The organism is Janthinobacterium sp. P210005, from assembly GCF_036231865.1.
GTDB classification, from domain to species: Bacteria; Pseudomonadota; Gammaproteobacteria; order Burkholderiales; family Burkholderiaceae_D; genus Janthinobacterium; species Janthinobacterium kumbetense.
The window spans coordinates 374,229-389,369 of record NZ_JAZARC010000003.1; the positions used below are offsets into that span (position 1 = coordinate 374,229).

14 protein-coding genes are annotated in these 15,141 nt (G+C 61.8%); 6 read left to right on the forward strand and 8 right to left on the reverse strand.

The features are described 5' to 3' along the window. The first annotated feature begins 89 nt into the window (after positions 1–89). Positions 90–812: a flagellar brake protein gene (locus tag VPH40_RS15415; RefSeq protein ID WP_305054140.1), complete on the forward strand. Its 723-nt coding sequence runs from the start codon at positions 90–92 to the stop codon at positions 810–812. Positions 813–832: 20 nt separating this feature from the next. Here the strand turns inward: VPH40_RS15415 and VPH40_RS15420 are convergent, their stop codons facing one another. The 7 genes from VPH40_RS15420 to recA all read right to left on the reverse strand — a co-directional run bounded on the left by VPH40_RS15420 (position 833) and on the right by recA (position 7,950). Continuing rightward, the gene (locus tag VPH40_RS15420) at positions 833–1,297 is read right to left on the reverse strand and encodes a pilin (RefSeq protein WP_092608610.1); all 465 of its coding nucleotides are present in this window, start codon (positions 1,295–1,297) and stop codon (positions 833–835) included. A 213-nt stretch (positions 1,298–1,510) separates the two neighbouring features. Next, a complete protein-coding gene (gene sucD, locus VPH40_RS15425) occupies positions 1,511–2,392 on the reverse strand; it encodes a succinate--CoA ligase subunit alpha (protein WP_034746085.1) in 882 nt (293 codons plus the stop codon). A 13-nt stretch (positions 2,393–2,405) separates the two neighbouring features. After that, positions 2,406–3,575 carry an ADP-forming succinate--CoA ligase subunit beta gene (gene sucC / locus VPH40_RS15430; RefSeq protein ID WP_034788653.1) on the reverse strand — a complete coding sequence of 390 codons (1,170 nt, stop codon included), beginning with the start codon at positions 3,573–3,575 and terminating at the stop codon, positions 2,406–2,408. A 78-nt stretch (positions 3,576–3,653) separates the two neighbouring features. After that, positions 3,654–4,214, reverse strand: a complete 561-nt coding sequence (locus VPH40_RS15435; protein WP_077408684.1) for a DUF2889 domain-containing protein — start codon at positions 4,212–4,214, stop codon at positions 3,654–3,656. A 267-nt stretch (positions 4,215–4,481) separates the two neighbouring features. Beyond that, the gene (locus tag VPH40_RS15440) at positions 4,482–6,020 is read right to left on the reverse strand and encodes a class I SAM-dependent methyltransferase (protein ID WP_328573889.1); all 1,539 of its coding nucleotides are present in this window, start codon (positions 6,018–6,020) and stop codon (positions 4,482–4,484) included. A 229-nt stretch (positions 6,021–6,249) separates the two neighbouring features. Beyond that, the gene (recX, locus tag VPH40_RS15445; protein ID WP_328573890.1) at positions 6,250–6,705 is read right to left on the reverse strand and encodes a recombination regulator RecX; all 456 of its coding nucleotides are present in this window, start codon (positions 6,703–6,705) and stop codon (positions 6,250–6,252) included. A gap of 138 nt (positions 6,706–6,843) precedes the next feature. Beyond that, positions 6,844–7,950 (reverse strand): recombinase RecA, encoded by a 1,107-nt coding sequence (recA, locus tag VPH40_RS15450; protein WP_071321836.1) that lies wholly within the window; start codon positions 7,948–7,950, stop codon positions 6,844–6,846. Between the two features lie 240 nt (positions 7,951–8,190). On the opposite strand from recA, the gene VPH40_RS15455 reads away from it, so the two are divergent. The 5 genes from VPH40_RS15455 (at position 8,191) to VPH40_RS15475 (ending at position 14,151) form a co-directional block, all read left to right on the forward strand. Next, positions 8,191–8,925: a response regulator gene (locus VPH40_RS15455; protein ID WP_034746066.1), complete on the forward strand. Its 735-nt coding sequence runs from the start codon at positions 8,191–8,193 to the stop codon at positions 8,923–8,925. A 2-nt stretch (positions 8,926–8,927) separates the two neighbouring features. Then, a complete protein-coding gene (locus VPH40_RS15460) occupies positions 8,928–10,454 on the forward strand; it encodes a sensor histidine kinase N-terminal domain-containing protein (protein ID WP_442906650.1) in 1,527 nt (508 codons plus the stop codon). Then, positions 10,447–10,761, forward strand: a complete 315-nt coding sequence (locus tag VPH40_RS15465) for a DUF4212 domain-containing protein (protein WP_305057306.1) — start codon at positions 10,447–10,449, stop codon at positions 10,759–10,761. The genes VPH40_RS15460 and VPH40_RS15465 overlap by 8 nt, the downstream gene beginning before the upstream one ends. Beyond that, positions 10,758–12,806 carry a sodium:solute symporter family protein gene (locus VPH40_RS15470; protein WP_328573892.1) on the forward strand — a complete coding sequence of 683 codons (2,049 nt, stop codon included), beginning with the start codon at positions 10,758–10,760 and terminating at the stop codon, positions 12,804–12,806. Before VPH40_RS15465 ends, VPH40_RS15470 begins: the two co-directional genes overlap by 4 nt. Before the next feature lie 118 nt (positions 12,807–12,924). Continuing rightward, entirely contained in the window at positions 12,925–14,151 is a 1,227-nt protein-coding gene (locus tag VPH40_RS15475; protein WP_328573893.1) for a 6-phosphofructokinase, read from the forward strand. Here VPH40_RS15475 and VPH40_RS15480 read toward each other — a convergent pair. Next, entirely contained in the window at positions 14,148–14,984 is an 837-nt protein-coding gene (locus tag VPH40_RS15480) for an IclR family transcriptional regulator (RefSeq protein ID WP_289900139.1), read from the reverse strand. The two genes, VPH40_RS15475 and VPH40_RS15480, sit on opposite strands and share 4 nt — an antisense overlap. Positions 14,985–15,141: the final 157 nt, after the last annotated feature.

Sequence of the window (15,141 nt, forward strand, 5' to 3'; positions counted from 1 at the left end):
CGATGCCAATATGAATTTCATTGATATAAATGCTTTTTCATTAAGAAATCATGCATACTGCGAGTCGACCATATCCAGATGAGCATCGCATGACTAGCAACAAGCCCGCCGCGGAAAGCAAGCTCCAGGACTTCGAATTCGAGGCCATGAATCTGCAGGTGGGTGGACGCATCCAGTTCATCACGCACCGCACTATCAAACCCATCCAGCATTTCTCGACCCTGATCGGCTATGTGAAAGACGAATACCTGATCGTCAAGATTCCCATGGAAAACGGCGCCGCCATCATGCTCAACGAGGGCGACAAGCTGACCATCCGCGTGTTTTCCGGCGTCACCGTGTGTTCGTTTTCCTGCAGCGTGCTGCGCATCTTTGGCCGTCCGCTCAATTATGTCCACCTGAGCTTTCCCGACGCCATCCAGGGCACCAGCCTGCGCACGGCCATGCGCGTCAAAGTGGACATTCCGGCGCAGCTCAGCTACCGCGACGTGGCGGCCGTGCCCGTGTTCATCGTCAACCTCAGCGTTTCCGGCGCGCTGATCGAGGCGCCCAGCATGCTCACGCCGGACGACGACGGCGTGGCCCTCAGCTTTACCCTGCTGGTGCAGCCGAACAAGCATCAGATGCGCGTCAACACGCGCGCGCGCATCCAGAACGTCAGCGTGGGCAAGCCGTCGAATGGCCACGCCGCCGAGGTGACGGAAATCTATACGTATGGCGTGCAATTCATCGACCTGGAACCGACCCACTACACCTTGCTGCAAAACCTCACCTATGAAGCGCTGATCGCGGACCGGCAAAAAATCGTCTGACGCTGGCGCGGCAGGGCCACTTACAGCGTCGGCGTCACGTCGGGAATGTTGTTTTTGGTAATCGCTTCCTTCGCTGCCGCATTCGTCACGGTGGTGCTGTTGAACCAGGTCAGGCTGCTCGTGCCCGGCTTCATGGTCATCGTCACGGTTTGTCCACCGATACCCGTGCCCAGGTCGGCCGCCAGGGTCAGCACGATATCGCCCTTGTCCACTGTGGCGCTGGCCACTTCGCGCGTGGCACTGAACACGGGGATGGCGCTGGGCACGGCCTGGGTAGGCGTGCTGCAGGCGGTAGCCAGCCCGCCGTTTTCCTGCACGCACAGGGCCACGGCAGTCTTCAGTGGCGCGGCGGCCGCCAGCACATTGCTGACCTTGGCCCGCATCGTGTAGTCGCCATACTGGGGAATGGCCACGGCCGCCAGGATGCCGGCGATGGCCACCACGATCATCAGTTCTATCAGGGTAAATCCGCTTTGCGCGCGCATCGTATCCTCCCATTGTGCATTGCTCACGCCGTGCATGGTGCAAGCGCCATGCCAGCGGCGTGCCCGGGCAGTGGCGGCACACGTGGAAAGAAAAGCGACACATTTGGGCCGGTTCGGACCAGCGCCGTCGTCCCGGGCCGGGATGCGGCCTGTCTTGCGGACAAAAAAAAGGAGCCGAAGCTCCTTTTTTGTACTACGGTAAGCCGGCTGAGATTACAGCATGGCTTTCAGCAGACGCGCCATTTCCGACGGGTTTTTGGTGACGGTGATGCCGCAAGCTTCCATGATTTCCAGCTTGGCTTGTGCCGTATCGGCACCGCCCGAGATCAGCGCGCCGGCGTGGCCCATGCGCTTTCCTGGAGGAGCCGTTACGCCAGCGATGAAGCCGACGACCGGTTTTTTCATGTTGTCTTTGATCCAATAAGCCGCGTTGGCTTCGTCCGGACCACCGATTTCGCCGATCATGATGACCGCGTCGGTATCTGGATCGTCATTGAACATCTTCATGATGTCGATGTGCTTCAGACCGTTGATCGGGTCGCCGCCGATGCCGACTGCCGACGATTGGCCCAGGCCCAGTGCGGTCAGCTGACCCACTGCTTCATAGGTCAGGGTACCCGAACGCGAAACAACGCCGATACGGCCCTTCTTGTGGATGTGACCTGGCATGATGCCGATCTTGATTTCGTCTGGCGTGATCAAGCCTGGGCAGTTAGGGCCCAGCAGCAGGGTTTTGCTGTTGGCTTTGGCCATGCGGTCTTTCAAAGCCATCATGTCGCGGACAGGAATGCCTTCGGTGATGCAAATGGCCAGATCCATTTCAGCTTCGACAGCTTCCCAGATCGCCGCTGCCGCGCCTGCTGGCGGCACGTAGATGACGGAAACGTTGGCGCCGGTTTCTTTTTTCGCTTCGGTAACGTTAGCGAAAATAGGAATGCCTTCGAAATCTTCGCCGGCTTTCTTCGGGTTCACGCCTGCCACGAAGGCAGCTTTGCCGTTCGCGTAGTCGCGGCAACCGCGGGTGTGGAACTGGCCGGTCTTGCCGGTGATCCCTTGGGTAACAACTTTGGTATCTTTATTGATCAGAATGGACATGTTGATTCCTTAATTAAGCTTGACCGGCAGCGGCGGCAACGACGCTCTTGGCTGCATCTTCCATGGTGTCGGCTGCGATGATAGGCAGACCGGAATCGGCCAGCATCTTTTTGCCCAGGTCTTCGTTGGTGCCCTTCATGCGCACCACCAGCGGTACGTTCAGCGAAACGGCTTTCACCGCGGCGATAACGCCTTCGGCGATCACGTCGCAACGCATGATGCCGCCGAAAATGTTCACCAGGATGGCTTTCAGGCCTGGGTTTTTCAGCATGATCTTGAACGCTTCGGTCACTTTTTCTGCCGTGGCGCCGCCGCCGACGTCCAGGAAGTTGGCTGGCTCGCCGCCGAACAGTTTGATCGTGTCCATGGTGGCCATGGCCAGGCCGGCGCCGTTCACCAGGCAACCGATGTTGCCGTCGAGCGAGATGTAGGCCAGGTCGAATTTCGACGCTTCGATTTCAGCTGGATCTTCTTCGTCCAGGTCGCGCAGGGCGATGATTTCCGGATGACGGAACAGGGCGTTCGGGTCAAAGTTGAACTTGGCGTCCAGGGCGATGACTTTGCCGCTGCCGGTGACGATCAGCGGATTGATTTCGGCCAGCGAGCAATCGGTTTCCCAGTATGCTTTGTACAGGCCTTGCAGGTTGACGCGGGCGTCGACGATGGAACCGGCAGGCACGCCGATTTTGGTCGCGATGTCGTCTGCCTGGGCATCGGTCAGGCCAACGCTCGGCTCGATGGTGACGTGGTGGATCTTCTCTGGGTGGCTCTCGGCCACTTCTTCGATGTCCATGCCGCCTTCGGACGACGCCATCAGGACGATTTTCTGGGTAACGCGGTCGGTGACCAGCGAAACGTACAGTTCTTGCTTGATGTCGGCGCCTTCTTCCACCAGCAGGCGGTTGACTTTCTGGCCTTCGGCGCTGGTCTGATGCGTGATCAGCTGCATGCCCATGATCTGGTCAGCGTATTCCTTGACCTGTTCCATCGATTTTGCCACTTTCACGCCGCCGCCCTTGCCGCGGCCACCTGCGTGGATCTGCGCCTTGACAACCCACACCGGGCCGCCCAGGGTTTCCGCAGCCTTGACGGCTTCTTCGACGGACATGCACGGAATACCGCGTGGTACCGTCACTCCGAATTGCCGGAGGATTTCTTTGGCTTGATACTCATGGATTTTCATGCTGGCTTCCCTTCTGATACTGATGTGTAAAAATACGGTTAGTGGTGCAAAAAAAACAGGAAAAACAGAGCGCCGGGATCACGCTTTGGCTACCCAGCGCGGGTAATACTGTGCAACCGCCCCGCCATCGGTGCGCAGGGCGTGGCATTTGTCGAGTTGAAACGGCTTTTCATGCGACAAGTCAGCATTCGCACCGTCACGGGTCGACCAGACATCGCCGGCAAATGCCTGAACCGTCGCAGTCGGCAAGACTTGCGCCAGTTCGGTCAAATGGGTACAGCCGGCGATTCCCGCCAGGCGCTGTTTCAAGTCGCGGCGGAAATTCTTCAATAAATTCAGACCGATCAGCGCTCTGTAAGCGGGGCCGATGGTATCGCAAAAACCGGGATAGGGCACGGCATCGGAGGCGGCTTCGGCCTCGACGATGGTCAGTTCGCGATCGACGGTAATGCGTAAGTGGAGGTCATGCAGGGGGGAGCCGGCGGGACGGGGGCCGGAGGCCAGGGTCGCGTCATAGCTTTTGATATCGGTGATACGGGCGTCAATATCCCACAGGCCGTCGTCGCGCACATACGCTTGGACGTCGATAACGCGGGAGTGCCGGAGGGCGCGCCGGGATACGGGAGTTGACAGGGGCATAAGACCGATGCCGCTTGCGCGGCCATAATTTAGTAAGCAGCCATGTGCCTAAAGCACTCTGTTCGCAGCTTCTACGAACAGCAACCGCACCTGCGGCGCCGCAAAAACCCTAAAAGTGTAGCACACTGGGCGCTGGTTGCGCCGCAACATAATTTTTCGCCGGTCTGCTCGCCTGCCTGCGATTATTGATGCAAATCGCAAGATCAATGACGATCATTCGCGATTCGCATAACTTGCGGCATGGCGCGGACACGCCAACACCGTGCCTCAGTCGGTCACGCCCAGCGCGCGCAAAACCGGCAAGGCACGCTCGGCAAAATGGCGGGCATGCTCCCACAGCTCGGCCAGGTTCTCTTCCTCCGTCAGCAAGGGCTGCCCATCCTTCGACAGCAACTGCTTCAGGCGTATCAGCACGGTCCATGTCTCACGCACCCAGTCCTGCGGCTCTTGCCATCCTTGCATTTTCGCCCACAGGAACAGCTGTTGTAAATGCGGTACAAACACGCCGCCGCCCGTCATCGGGCTGGCAAGGCTGTACAGGTCGGACCTTGCCAGCGCCTGCTCCAGCAAATACGCATTCAGGCGCGCCGTCTGCGGCCTTGCCACGGCAATGTCGGCATCGTCCTGGACGGCGTAGACACTGCCCTTGCTGATCAGAATCAGCATGATCTGCAACAAGGCGGCCAGGCTGGCTTCCGTGCCAGCCAATTGCTGCTCCAGTTCCCCGATCGTGCGCACACGGTGATCGGCAAGCGCATCGAGCACGGGCCCATACACGCGCTCATCCATATCGGCATCGCCCAGCACGCCATGCACGCTCAACACCACCGTATCGCGCGGCACCGCCAGCATCACGCGCACGGCCCGCAAGGCCGTGGCCTGGGCGAACGGCGTCAGCGTGCGTGCACCCTTGATCCAGTAATCCCTGCGAAATTGCTGGTTGATCAGAAAAGCCCGCGTCGTTTCGCGGAAGATGGGATCAGGAATCTCGGCCAGGAATTGCTGGTGCTCGGCCGTCAGATTGAGCATGTCGACATGCTCGGTGTAGGTGGCGGAAGCGGCGAACTCCAGCTTGGCTTCACTCAACATGGCAGCCACCTGGGAAAAAGCCATCGGCTGCCAGTCCGCATTGAAATACTCGTGTGCAACATAATGACGTTCAAACGATTTCAGCTTCTCGAAGCGGTCGGCCAGCAGGGGATTGGCCTCGAGATAGCGCGGCTTCGTGGCGATCATCCTGTCGACGAAATCGATGGCGCCGTCGATACGCGCCAGCACGCCTTGCCCCGGCGCCCCCATGACACGGCTATGCTCCGTCAGCAAGTCGCGCATCGGCATCATGGCCGCCCAGCCAGGCTGGGTGTTGTAGCTGAGGTAGGCGACGCCGCCCACTTTCAGCTTGCGCTGCAGGAAGTCCACGATCAATACACGGTTTTCCGCCGAAATCCAGCTCCAGATGCCGTGCAGGCAAATGAAATCGAAATCGGGCAAATCATCGCGGCGGCAAAACTGTTCGAACGATTCGTCCGTGAACTGCGCCCCGGCGCCAGCGGCGCTGGCCAGTTCCTGGGCATAGGCCGCCTGGGCCGGATTGAAATCATTGCCATACCAGCGCGTGGCGGACGCCGCAGCATGGAAGTTGGCACTGACGCCCTGGCCGAAGCCCAGTTCGCAAGCCGTGCCATTGACAGGCAGGACCAGGCCGGCGGCCAGCAGGGGCAGGCGCAGGCGCAGGGGATTCAATTCTTCGTAATAGCCATAGGTATAGGCGACCTCGGCCATATAGCCGGCATTCCAGTTGCTCATTGCGCTTCCTGTCTCGATCAGTGGCGGTGCACGCAGCGCACCGGGTTCGAGCGCCAGAATACCCGATATCGCGGGCGCCCAGTAGCGCGAACAGAGGGCATTTGAAAGCGCAGTTCACGGCCGCGCGGCGCGGCGGCCGGGTCATGGCCAGGGCGCAAAGCAGACGGCAGGAGCGGCAAAGCGACCTTGTCTGGCGGCATACGGGAGCGCCAGTGCACGCACGACGGCCTTAGTCCTCGTCGGGCTCGAGTCCCTTCAACGCCACCTGCACAGCGCGCTGGGAAAAGCCGCGCTGCATCAGGAAGCGCATCTGCTTGTTACGCTGCTCGGCATCCTGCGCCACTGCGCCAAATTTGCGGCGCCACACTTCGCAGGCGCGCGCCACTTCCCCTTCGGCCAGGCCCGCCTTGAGTTCCTGCAACGCCTCGCCCCCAATGCCATGGCTTTGCAATTCCGCCATGATGCGACTATTGCCGAAACGGGCCGAGCGGCGATGGATCAGCGACTCGGAAAAACGCTCCTGCGACAGCCAGTTGGCTTGCTCCAGGCTGTCGAGCAAGGCTTCCACATCGTCGCCCTCCTGCGCATGGCGCTGCAGCTTGCGCCGCAATTCCATGCGGCTATGTTCGCGCATCGACAGAAAGCGTAGCGCCCTGCCCTTCAGGCTTAGTTGTACCCCTGCCATACCCGTATCCCATCTTTACCACACCGGACTGAAAACACAATTGCCGCCAGGCGCACAGGCGCAGGGCGGCAATCATTGTAGAACTTTTTTGTGCGGCAAGCTGCCGCCGGCGGGCCAGGCGGGCCCCGCCACTGTCGCTTACTCGGCGGCCTTGGCTTCCGCAGCCTTGGCAGCCTTGTCGGCAGCTTTATCCGCTTTTTCCGGCTTTTCAGCAGCCAGCGGCGGCAGTTCGCGCACGCCCAGCGAAGCGCGGACCTTGTTTTCGATCTCGCGGGCCAGCGCCGGACGCTCTTGCAGGAAGGCGCGGGCGTTGTCCTTGCCCTGGCCGATGCGTTCGCCGTTGTAGCTGTACCACGAACCGGATTTTTCCACGATCTTGGCATCCGAACCCAGGTCCAGGATTTCGCCTTCGCGCGAGGTGCCGGCACCGTACAGGATGTCGAAGTGCGCTTCCTTGAACGGTGGCGCGATCTTGTTCTTGACGACCTTGACCTTGGTTTCGTTGCCGATCACTTCATCGCCGGACTTGATCGAGCCGGTGCGGCGGATATCCAGGCGCACGGAGGCGTAGAATTTCAGCGCATTGCCGCCGGTGGTCGTTTCCGGGCTGCCGAACATCACGCCGATCTTCATGCGGATCTGGTTGATGAAGATGACCAGGGTATTCGTGCGGTTGATGGAGCCGGTCAGCTTGCGCAGGGCTTGCGACATCAAACGGGCTTGCAAGCCCGGCAGGGAATCGCCCATGTCGCCTTCGATCTCGGCGCGTGGCGTCAGTGCGGCCACGGAGTCGATGACGACCAGATCGACGCTGCCCGAACGCACGAGGGCGTCGCAGATTTCCAGCGCCTGCTCGCCCGTATCCGGTTGCGAGATCAGCAGTTCATGCAGGTTCACGCCCAGCTTTTGCGCGTAACCGACGTCGAGCGCGTGCTCGGCATCGATAAAGGCGCAGGTGCCGCCCAGTTTTTGCATTTCAGCAATGGTTTGCAGGGTCAGGGTGGTTTTACCCGACGATTCCGGACCGTAGATTTCCACCACGCGGCCGCGCGGCAAGCCGCCTACGCCTAGCGCGATATCGAGGCCGAGCGAACCGGTCGACACGACTTGCACTTCTTCGATCGGTGCGCTGGCATCCATGCGCATGACCGAACCTTTGCCAAACTGCTTCTCGATCTGCGCCAGTGCGGCGGCGAGCGCCTTGGCTTTTTCCGATGCGGGTACTACAGCTTTTTTATCGTCCATATGTTCTTTCAGCCGTTCTACAGTCGACGATTCACGTGAATCGGTCGGCCTGCGATAGCGCCAGTGGGTTAAATTCTTTACACAGACAGTACTGTATAAAAAAACAGTGATCAATGCAAGCGGAACGTGGATTTGTTTTGAAACAGATCAATACAACCCTGTTTTTCACAAAAATTCGCCACCTTGCGGAAAATGAAACACAATACAAGCTTCTACCGTCGCAAGCATAGGAAGTGCACCATGCGTATTTTACTTGCCGAAGATGACAGCGTGCTGGCCGATGGCCTGACCCGCTCGCTGCGCCAGTCCGGTTATGCGATCGACTACGTCAAGACCGGGCAAGAGGCCGATACGGCCCTGTCCACCCAGGAATTCGACTTGCTGATCCTCGACCTGGGCTTGCCCAAGATGTCCGGGCTGGAAGTGCTGCGCCGCCTGCGCGCGCGCGCCTCGCTGCTGCCCGTGCTGATCCTGACGGCCGCCGATTCCATCGAGCAACGCGTGAATGGCCTCGACCTCGGTGCCGACGATTATATGGCCAAGCCGTTCGCCTTGTCGGAACTGGAGGCAAGAGTGCGCGCCCTGACGCGCCGCGGCGCCGGCGGCGGTGCCACCATCATCAAGCACGGCCCCCTCAGCTACGACCAGGTGGGGCGCAGCGCCTACATCAACGACCAGATGCTCGACCTGTCGGCGCGCGAACTGGGCTTGCTGGAAATCCTGCTGGGCCGCACGGGCCGCCTCGTTTCAAAAGAGCAACTGGTCGACCACCTGTGCGAATGGGGCGAGGAAGTGTCGAACAACGCCATCGAAGTGTATGTCCACCGCTTGCGCAAGAAGATCGAAGTGGGCGGCGTGCGCATCGCCACAGTGCGCGGCCTCGGATACTGCCTGGAAAAATACTCGGAAGCGGCGCGCCTGAACGCCGAAGCGGGCGAATCGGCAAGCCCGGCCAGCGGACCCGCCAGCAAGTGAAGGTGCGCGAGGCGCCAGCGGACGAGGCGGAAGACGACGACTGGTTCGAGCCGCCCACCACGGAGCAGGATGACACCATCGAGCATTCGCTGTTCGGCGAAATCCTCGACTGGATGCTGGCGCCCTTGCTGCTGCTGTGGCCGATGAGCATCGCCATCACCTATCTGGTGGCCAAGAGCATCGCCAATCAACCGTTCGACCATGCGCTGGAAGACAGCGTGACGGTGCTGACGCAACAGGTCAAGCAAGCCGATGGCGCGATGCTGCGCCACGTGCCGGACAAAAACGGCAAGGGCCGCGACTTCCTGCGCGGCGACGATGTCGACACCCTGTATTACCTGGTGGTGGGCCCGCGCGGCGAATACCTGAACGGCGACCGCGATCTGCCGCCGCCGCAAGACCCCGACAAATACCGCAGCGGCATGGTGCTGTTTCGCAACGACACCATCCACGGCACGCCCGTGCGGGTGGCGTTCAGCTATCTCGACATTCCTTCCGGCAACGACGATGAACCCAGCCGCGCGCTGGTGCAAGTGGCGGAAACCCTGGAAAAGCGCGCCCAGCTGGCCAATGAAATCATCAAGGGCGTGATTTTGCCGCAGTTCATCATCCTGCCCGTGATCCTGGCCCTGGTCTGGTTTGCCCTGGCGCGCGGCCTGTCGCCGCTGGCGCAATTGCAGGAACGCATACGCGCCCGCCCGCCCGACGATTTATCGCCCATCGAATCGGGCCAGGTGCCCGAGGAAATCACGCCGCTGGTCGGTTCGCTCAACGAGATGCTGGCGCGGCTGTCGCTGTCGATCGACATGCAGAAACGCTTCATCGCCGATGCCGCGCACCAGATGAAAACGCCGCTGGCCGGCATGCGCATGCAATCCGAGCTGGCCCTGCGCCAGACCGACCACGACGAAATCCACCGCTCGCTGCTGCAACTGGCGAAAAGTTCGGAAGCGGCCACGCGCCTGGTCAACCAGTTGCTGGCTCTGGCGCGCGCGGAAAACCAGCCGCAGGCGGGCACGGCGTTCGAGCCGATCGAGCTGAGCGAACTGGCGCGCGGCGTGGTGCAGGATTGGGTGCAAGCCTCGTTTGCCCAGCATATCGACCTGGGCTTCGAGCAGCCCGCGTATTCGATCTTGATCTCCGGCAATGCCATGATGCTGCGCGAGCTGCTGAGCAACCTGATCGACAATGCCTTGCGCTACACGCCGGCTGGAGGCAGCGTCACGGTGCGCGTGCGCAGCACCCTGGAACTGGCCATCCTGGAAGTGGAAGATACGGGCCCCGGCATACCGCAGGCCGAGCGGGCGCACGTGTTCGAACGCTTTTACCGCATTCTCGGCAGTAATGTCGACGGTAGCGGCCTGGGCCTGGCCATCGTGCGCGAAATTGCCCAGCAGCATGGCGCCGAAGTCGATATTTTTAACAATCCGCGCGCGCAGTCGCCGAAGCTGCCGGGCACCCTGCTGCGCCTGAGCATCGCCCTGCTGTTGCCGGACGCGCCAGAAGAGGATGACATCACGTATGGATAAGCCGAGCCCACCCGCTCCCCCCGCGCGGCCGGCGCGCACGCCCAGCCCCGAGCTGCAGGCGCGCCTCGATGTGCACTGGCGCAAGACGCGGCGCCTGACGGCCATCCTGCTGCTGGTCTGGCTGCTGACGGGCTTCCTGACCGTGTTCTATGCGCGCGAGCTGTTGCATCTGAACCTGTTCGGCTGGCCGCTGCCCTTTTATATGGCGGCCCAGGGCGCCTCGCTCGTGTACCTGGCCATCATCGCCTTCTACGCCTGGCGCATGCGGCGTCTCGACCGGGCTTTTCATGCCGAGGAGCAAGCATGAGCGGCCAGCCCACCTTCTTTGCGCGGCTGTGCCGCTACTACCTGCTGTTTACGGCCGGTTTCGCCGCCTTCCTGCTGGCCCTGTCGGTGCTGGAGCAGGAAGGCATGCCGCGCGCGTGGATCGGCTACCTGTTCATGCTCGTCACCATCACCCTGTACGCCACCATCGGCGTCATCAGCCGTACCTCGAACGTCACCGAATACTATGTGGCGGGGCGCCGCGTGCCGGCCATGTTCAACGGCATGGCCACGGCCGCCGACTGGATTTCGGCGGCCAGCTTCATCAGCCTGGCTGGCGGCCTGTACCTGAACGGTTTCGACGGCCTGGCCTTCATCATGGGCTGGACGGGTGGCTATTGCCTGGTCGCACTGCTGATCGCGCCCTACCTGCGCAAGTTCAGCCAGTACACGATTCCCGATTTCCTCGCCGCCCGCTACGGCAGCGGCACCGACAAACGGGGCGCCAGCGTGCGCGTGGTGGCCGTGGCCGCCACCATCATCGTCTCGTTTACGTATGTGGTGGCGCAGATCTACGCCGTCGGCCTGATCGCCTCGCGCTTCACGGGCGTGGATTTTTCCGTCGGCATCTTCCTGGGCCTGGCCAGCATCCTCGTCTGCTCCTTTCTGGGCGGTATGCGCGCCATCACCTGGACGCAGGTGGCGCAGTACATCATCATCCTCGTCGCCTTTCTGATTCCCGCCATGTGGCTGTCGGTCAAGCATGCGGACAATCCCGTGCCGCAGATCGCCTACGGCAAGGTGCTGCCGCAACTGAGCGCGCGCGAACACGTGCTGGAAACGGATCCGAAAGAAAACGAAGTGCGCGCCATCTTCCGCCAGCGCGCACAAAGCTACCAGGCGCGCATCGACGGCTTGCCCGCTTCCTGGGAACAAGGCCATCTGACGGCCCAGCGCCAGCTCGATAGTTTGCGCCAGCGCAATGCTTCGCTGTTCGACATCCGCAACGCGGAACGCTACCTGATTGCCTATCCGAAAAGTCCGGACGAGGCACGCGTGCTGTGGCAGGCGGCGCAGGCGCAGAACCAGAAACGCGCCGAGCCGATCATTCCGCACGCGCAGCCGTTTCCCGCCGCCGACCGGGAACAATCCGACATCAAGCGCAACAATTTCCTGGCCCTCGTGTTCTGCATGATGCTGGGCACGGCCGCCCTGCCCCACATCCTGATGCGATCGTACACCACGCCGTCCGTGCACGAAACGCGCGTCTCCGTCTTCTGGACCCTGTTCTTCATTTTGTTGATCTACCTCACGATTCCCGCGCTGGCCGTGCTGGTCAAATACGATATTTACTCGGCGCTGGTGGGCACGCAATACACGAACCTGCCCACCTGGGTATCCTACTGGGCCAACGTGGACAAGCTCAGCCCCCTGATCAGCATCGTCGACGTCAACCGGGACGGCATCGTGCAACTGGCGGAAATTTCCATCGACGCCGACGTGCTGGTGCTGGCCACGCCCGAGATCGCCGGCCTGCCCTACGTGATTTCCGGCCTGGTGGCGGCCGGCGGCCTGGCTGCCGCCCTGTCGACGGCTGATGGCTTGCTGCTGGCCATCTCCAACGCCCTGTCGCACGACATTTATTACAAGGTGGTCGATCCCACCGCCTCGACGCAAAAGCGCGTGACGATCTCGAAATTGCTGCTGCTGGCCGTAGCCTTCATCGCCGCCTATGCGGCCTCGCAAAAGCCGGCGGATATTTTGTCGCTCGTGGGCGTGGCCTTTTCCCTGGCCGCCTCGACCCTGTTTCCGCCGCTGGTGCTGGGCGTGTTCTGGAAACGCGCCAACCACCAGGGCGCGCTGGCCGGCATGCTGGCGGGCTTTGGCGTGTGCCTGTATTACATGCTGCACACGAGCACCATGCTGGGCGGTAATGCCAGCGGTCAATGGTTTCATATCGCGCCCATTTCCGCAGGCATCTTCGGCGTGCCGGCCGGCCTGGCCGCCGCCGTGCTGGTCAGCTGGCTGACGCCGGCGCCAGGACGCCGCAGCACGGGGCTGGTCGAGCATATCCGGGCGCCGGAATAACAGCGCATCCAGGCCGTGGGATGAAATGGAAAAATTCCGCGACAGAACTATCGGAAAAGACAGCGTCCCGGCAAAAAAGGAGTAGGCTGGAGGGCCGTTCCATTTACGAGGAAATCCCATGCCGTCTGGAAAAATTCTTGTTGCCCAGGGAGGCGGTCCCACCGCCGTCATCAACCAGTCGCTGGTGGGCGTGGTGCTCGAATCGCGGCGCTTTCAACATGTCACGCGCGTGTATGGGGCGCTGCACGGCGTGCGCGGCATCATCAATGAAGAGTTCGTCGATCTGACGCAGGAGACCAGCCACAACCTGGAACTGGTGGCCGCCACGCCCTCGTCGGCGCTCGGCTCCACGCGCGACAAGCCCGATATTGCCTACTGCCAGCAGATCTTCGAAGTGCTGCGCGCGCACGAGATCGAGCATTTCTTTTACATCGGCGGCAATGACTCGTCCGACACGGTGCGCATCGTCAGCGAGGAAGCGCATAAGGCAGGCTATCCGCTGCGCTGCATCCACATTCCGAAAACCATCGACAACGATCTGGTGGGCAGCGACCATACGCCCGGTTTTCCCTCGGCCGCGCGCTTCGTCGCGCAAGCGTTCGCCGGCGCCAACCTCGACAACGCGGCCTTGCCCGGCGTCTACGTGGGCGTGGTAATGGGCCGCCACGCAGGCTTTTTGACGGCCGCCTCGGCGCTGGGCAAGAAGTTCCCCGACGATGGCCCGCACCTGATCTACCTGCCCGAGCGCGTCTTTGCGCTGGATCAATTCCTCGCCGACGTGAAGGCCATGTATGAAAAACATGGCCGCTGCGTGATTGCCGTGTCGGAAGGCATCCACGATGCCTCTGGCGAGCCGATCGCCAGCCTGCTGGCCACACAGGCGGGCAATGCGGTCGAGCGCGATGCGCACGGCAACGTGCAATTGTCGGGCACGGGCGCGCTGGCCGACCTGCTGTGCGACGCGATCAAGGCGAAACTGGGCATCAAGCGCGTGCGCGGCGATACCTTCGGCTATCTGCAGCGCTCCTTCATCGGCTGCGTCTCTGATGTAGATCAACGCGAAGCCCGCGAAGTAGGCGAAAAAGCCGTGCAATTCGCCATGTGGGGCGAGCGCGACGGTTCCGTCGCCATCAAGCGCACGGGCTTTTATTCCGTCGATTACGAGTTGCTGCCACTTTCCGACGTGGCGGGCAAGACGCGCACCATGGAAGACGAATTCATCAGCGCCAGCGGCACGGACGTGACAGATGCTTTCCGGCTGTATCTGCGCCCGCTGCTGGGCTCGGGCATGCCGGACGCCTTCCGCCTGCGCGCGGCGAAGGTGGCAAAGGTCTTGAAACCCTAGCTGTTTTCCGCCAGCAACAGAGGCCGCAGCTTGACGGCCGCCTCCTTGAGCTGCGGCACGTGCTGCAGCAGTTGCTCCACGGACTTGCGCGCCACGGGCGCGTGGCAGGCCACGGCCGCCACGATGCGCCCGTCGGCCGCGCAGATGGGCACGGCCACGGCGACCATGCCGTGCACGAATTCCTCGTCGTCGATGCCGATGCCCAGGCGGGCGATGCGCACGATCTCGCGCTCGAGCAGCACGGGGTCCGTGATGCTTTTCGGCGTGCGCGCCTGCAGGGTCAGCATGGCCAGCAACTCGCGCCGCTCCAGCAACGTCATATGCGCCAGGAATAATTTTCCGCTCGCCGTGCAATGCATGGGCGCGCGCGTGCCCAGCACCAGGTGCAGGCGCAACGGTTCCTGCGTTTCCACGCGGTCCACGTAGACGATCGCATTGCCCTCGGGAATGGCCAAGTTGCACGTCTCGCCCGTGGCCGCCACCAGGCTCCCCAGGATGCTGCGGCTCACGCGGATCAGGGCATTATTGCGCAGAGTCGCCAGCGCCAGGTTGGTGGACGCGGCACCGGGCACGTAACCGCGTCCCACGGGCGTGCGCAGCACATAGCCATGTTGCTCCAAGGTATCGAGCAGGCGCATCATGCTGGCCTTGGGCACCTGCATGCGCGCGGCCAGCTGCGACAGGGTCAAGGGCTGGCTGGCGCTGGCCAGGTGCTCGATCAGACGCAGCACGCGCAAGCCCCGCGCCTCGTCGCCATGGCTGGCCGCCGTGCTGGGCGCAGCCTGGCTACCCTCTTCGGCCTCGGCCGGCCGTTTTTGAAACGCATCATGCATGTTCTGTTTCACCTCTCGCGTATGCGGCTGTTTCCGCTTGTCCCGGTGCTGCACGTCTTTTATAAATGGAACAAGACGTTCCAAAAATAATCAATAAAGACCAGTGTATCGCAAAAAACGCCCGCCGAGGCGGCGCGATACCGCAACGCAGGAGACA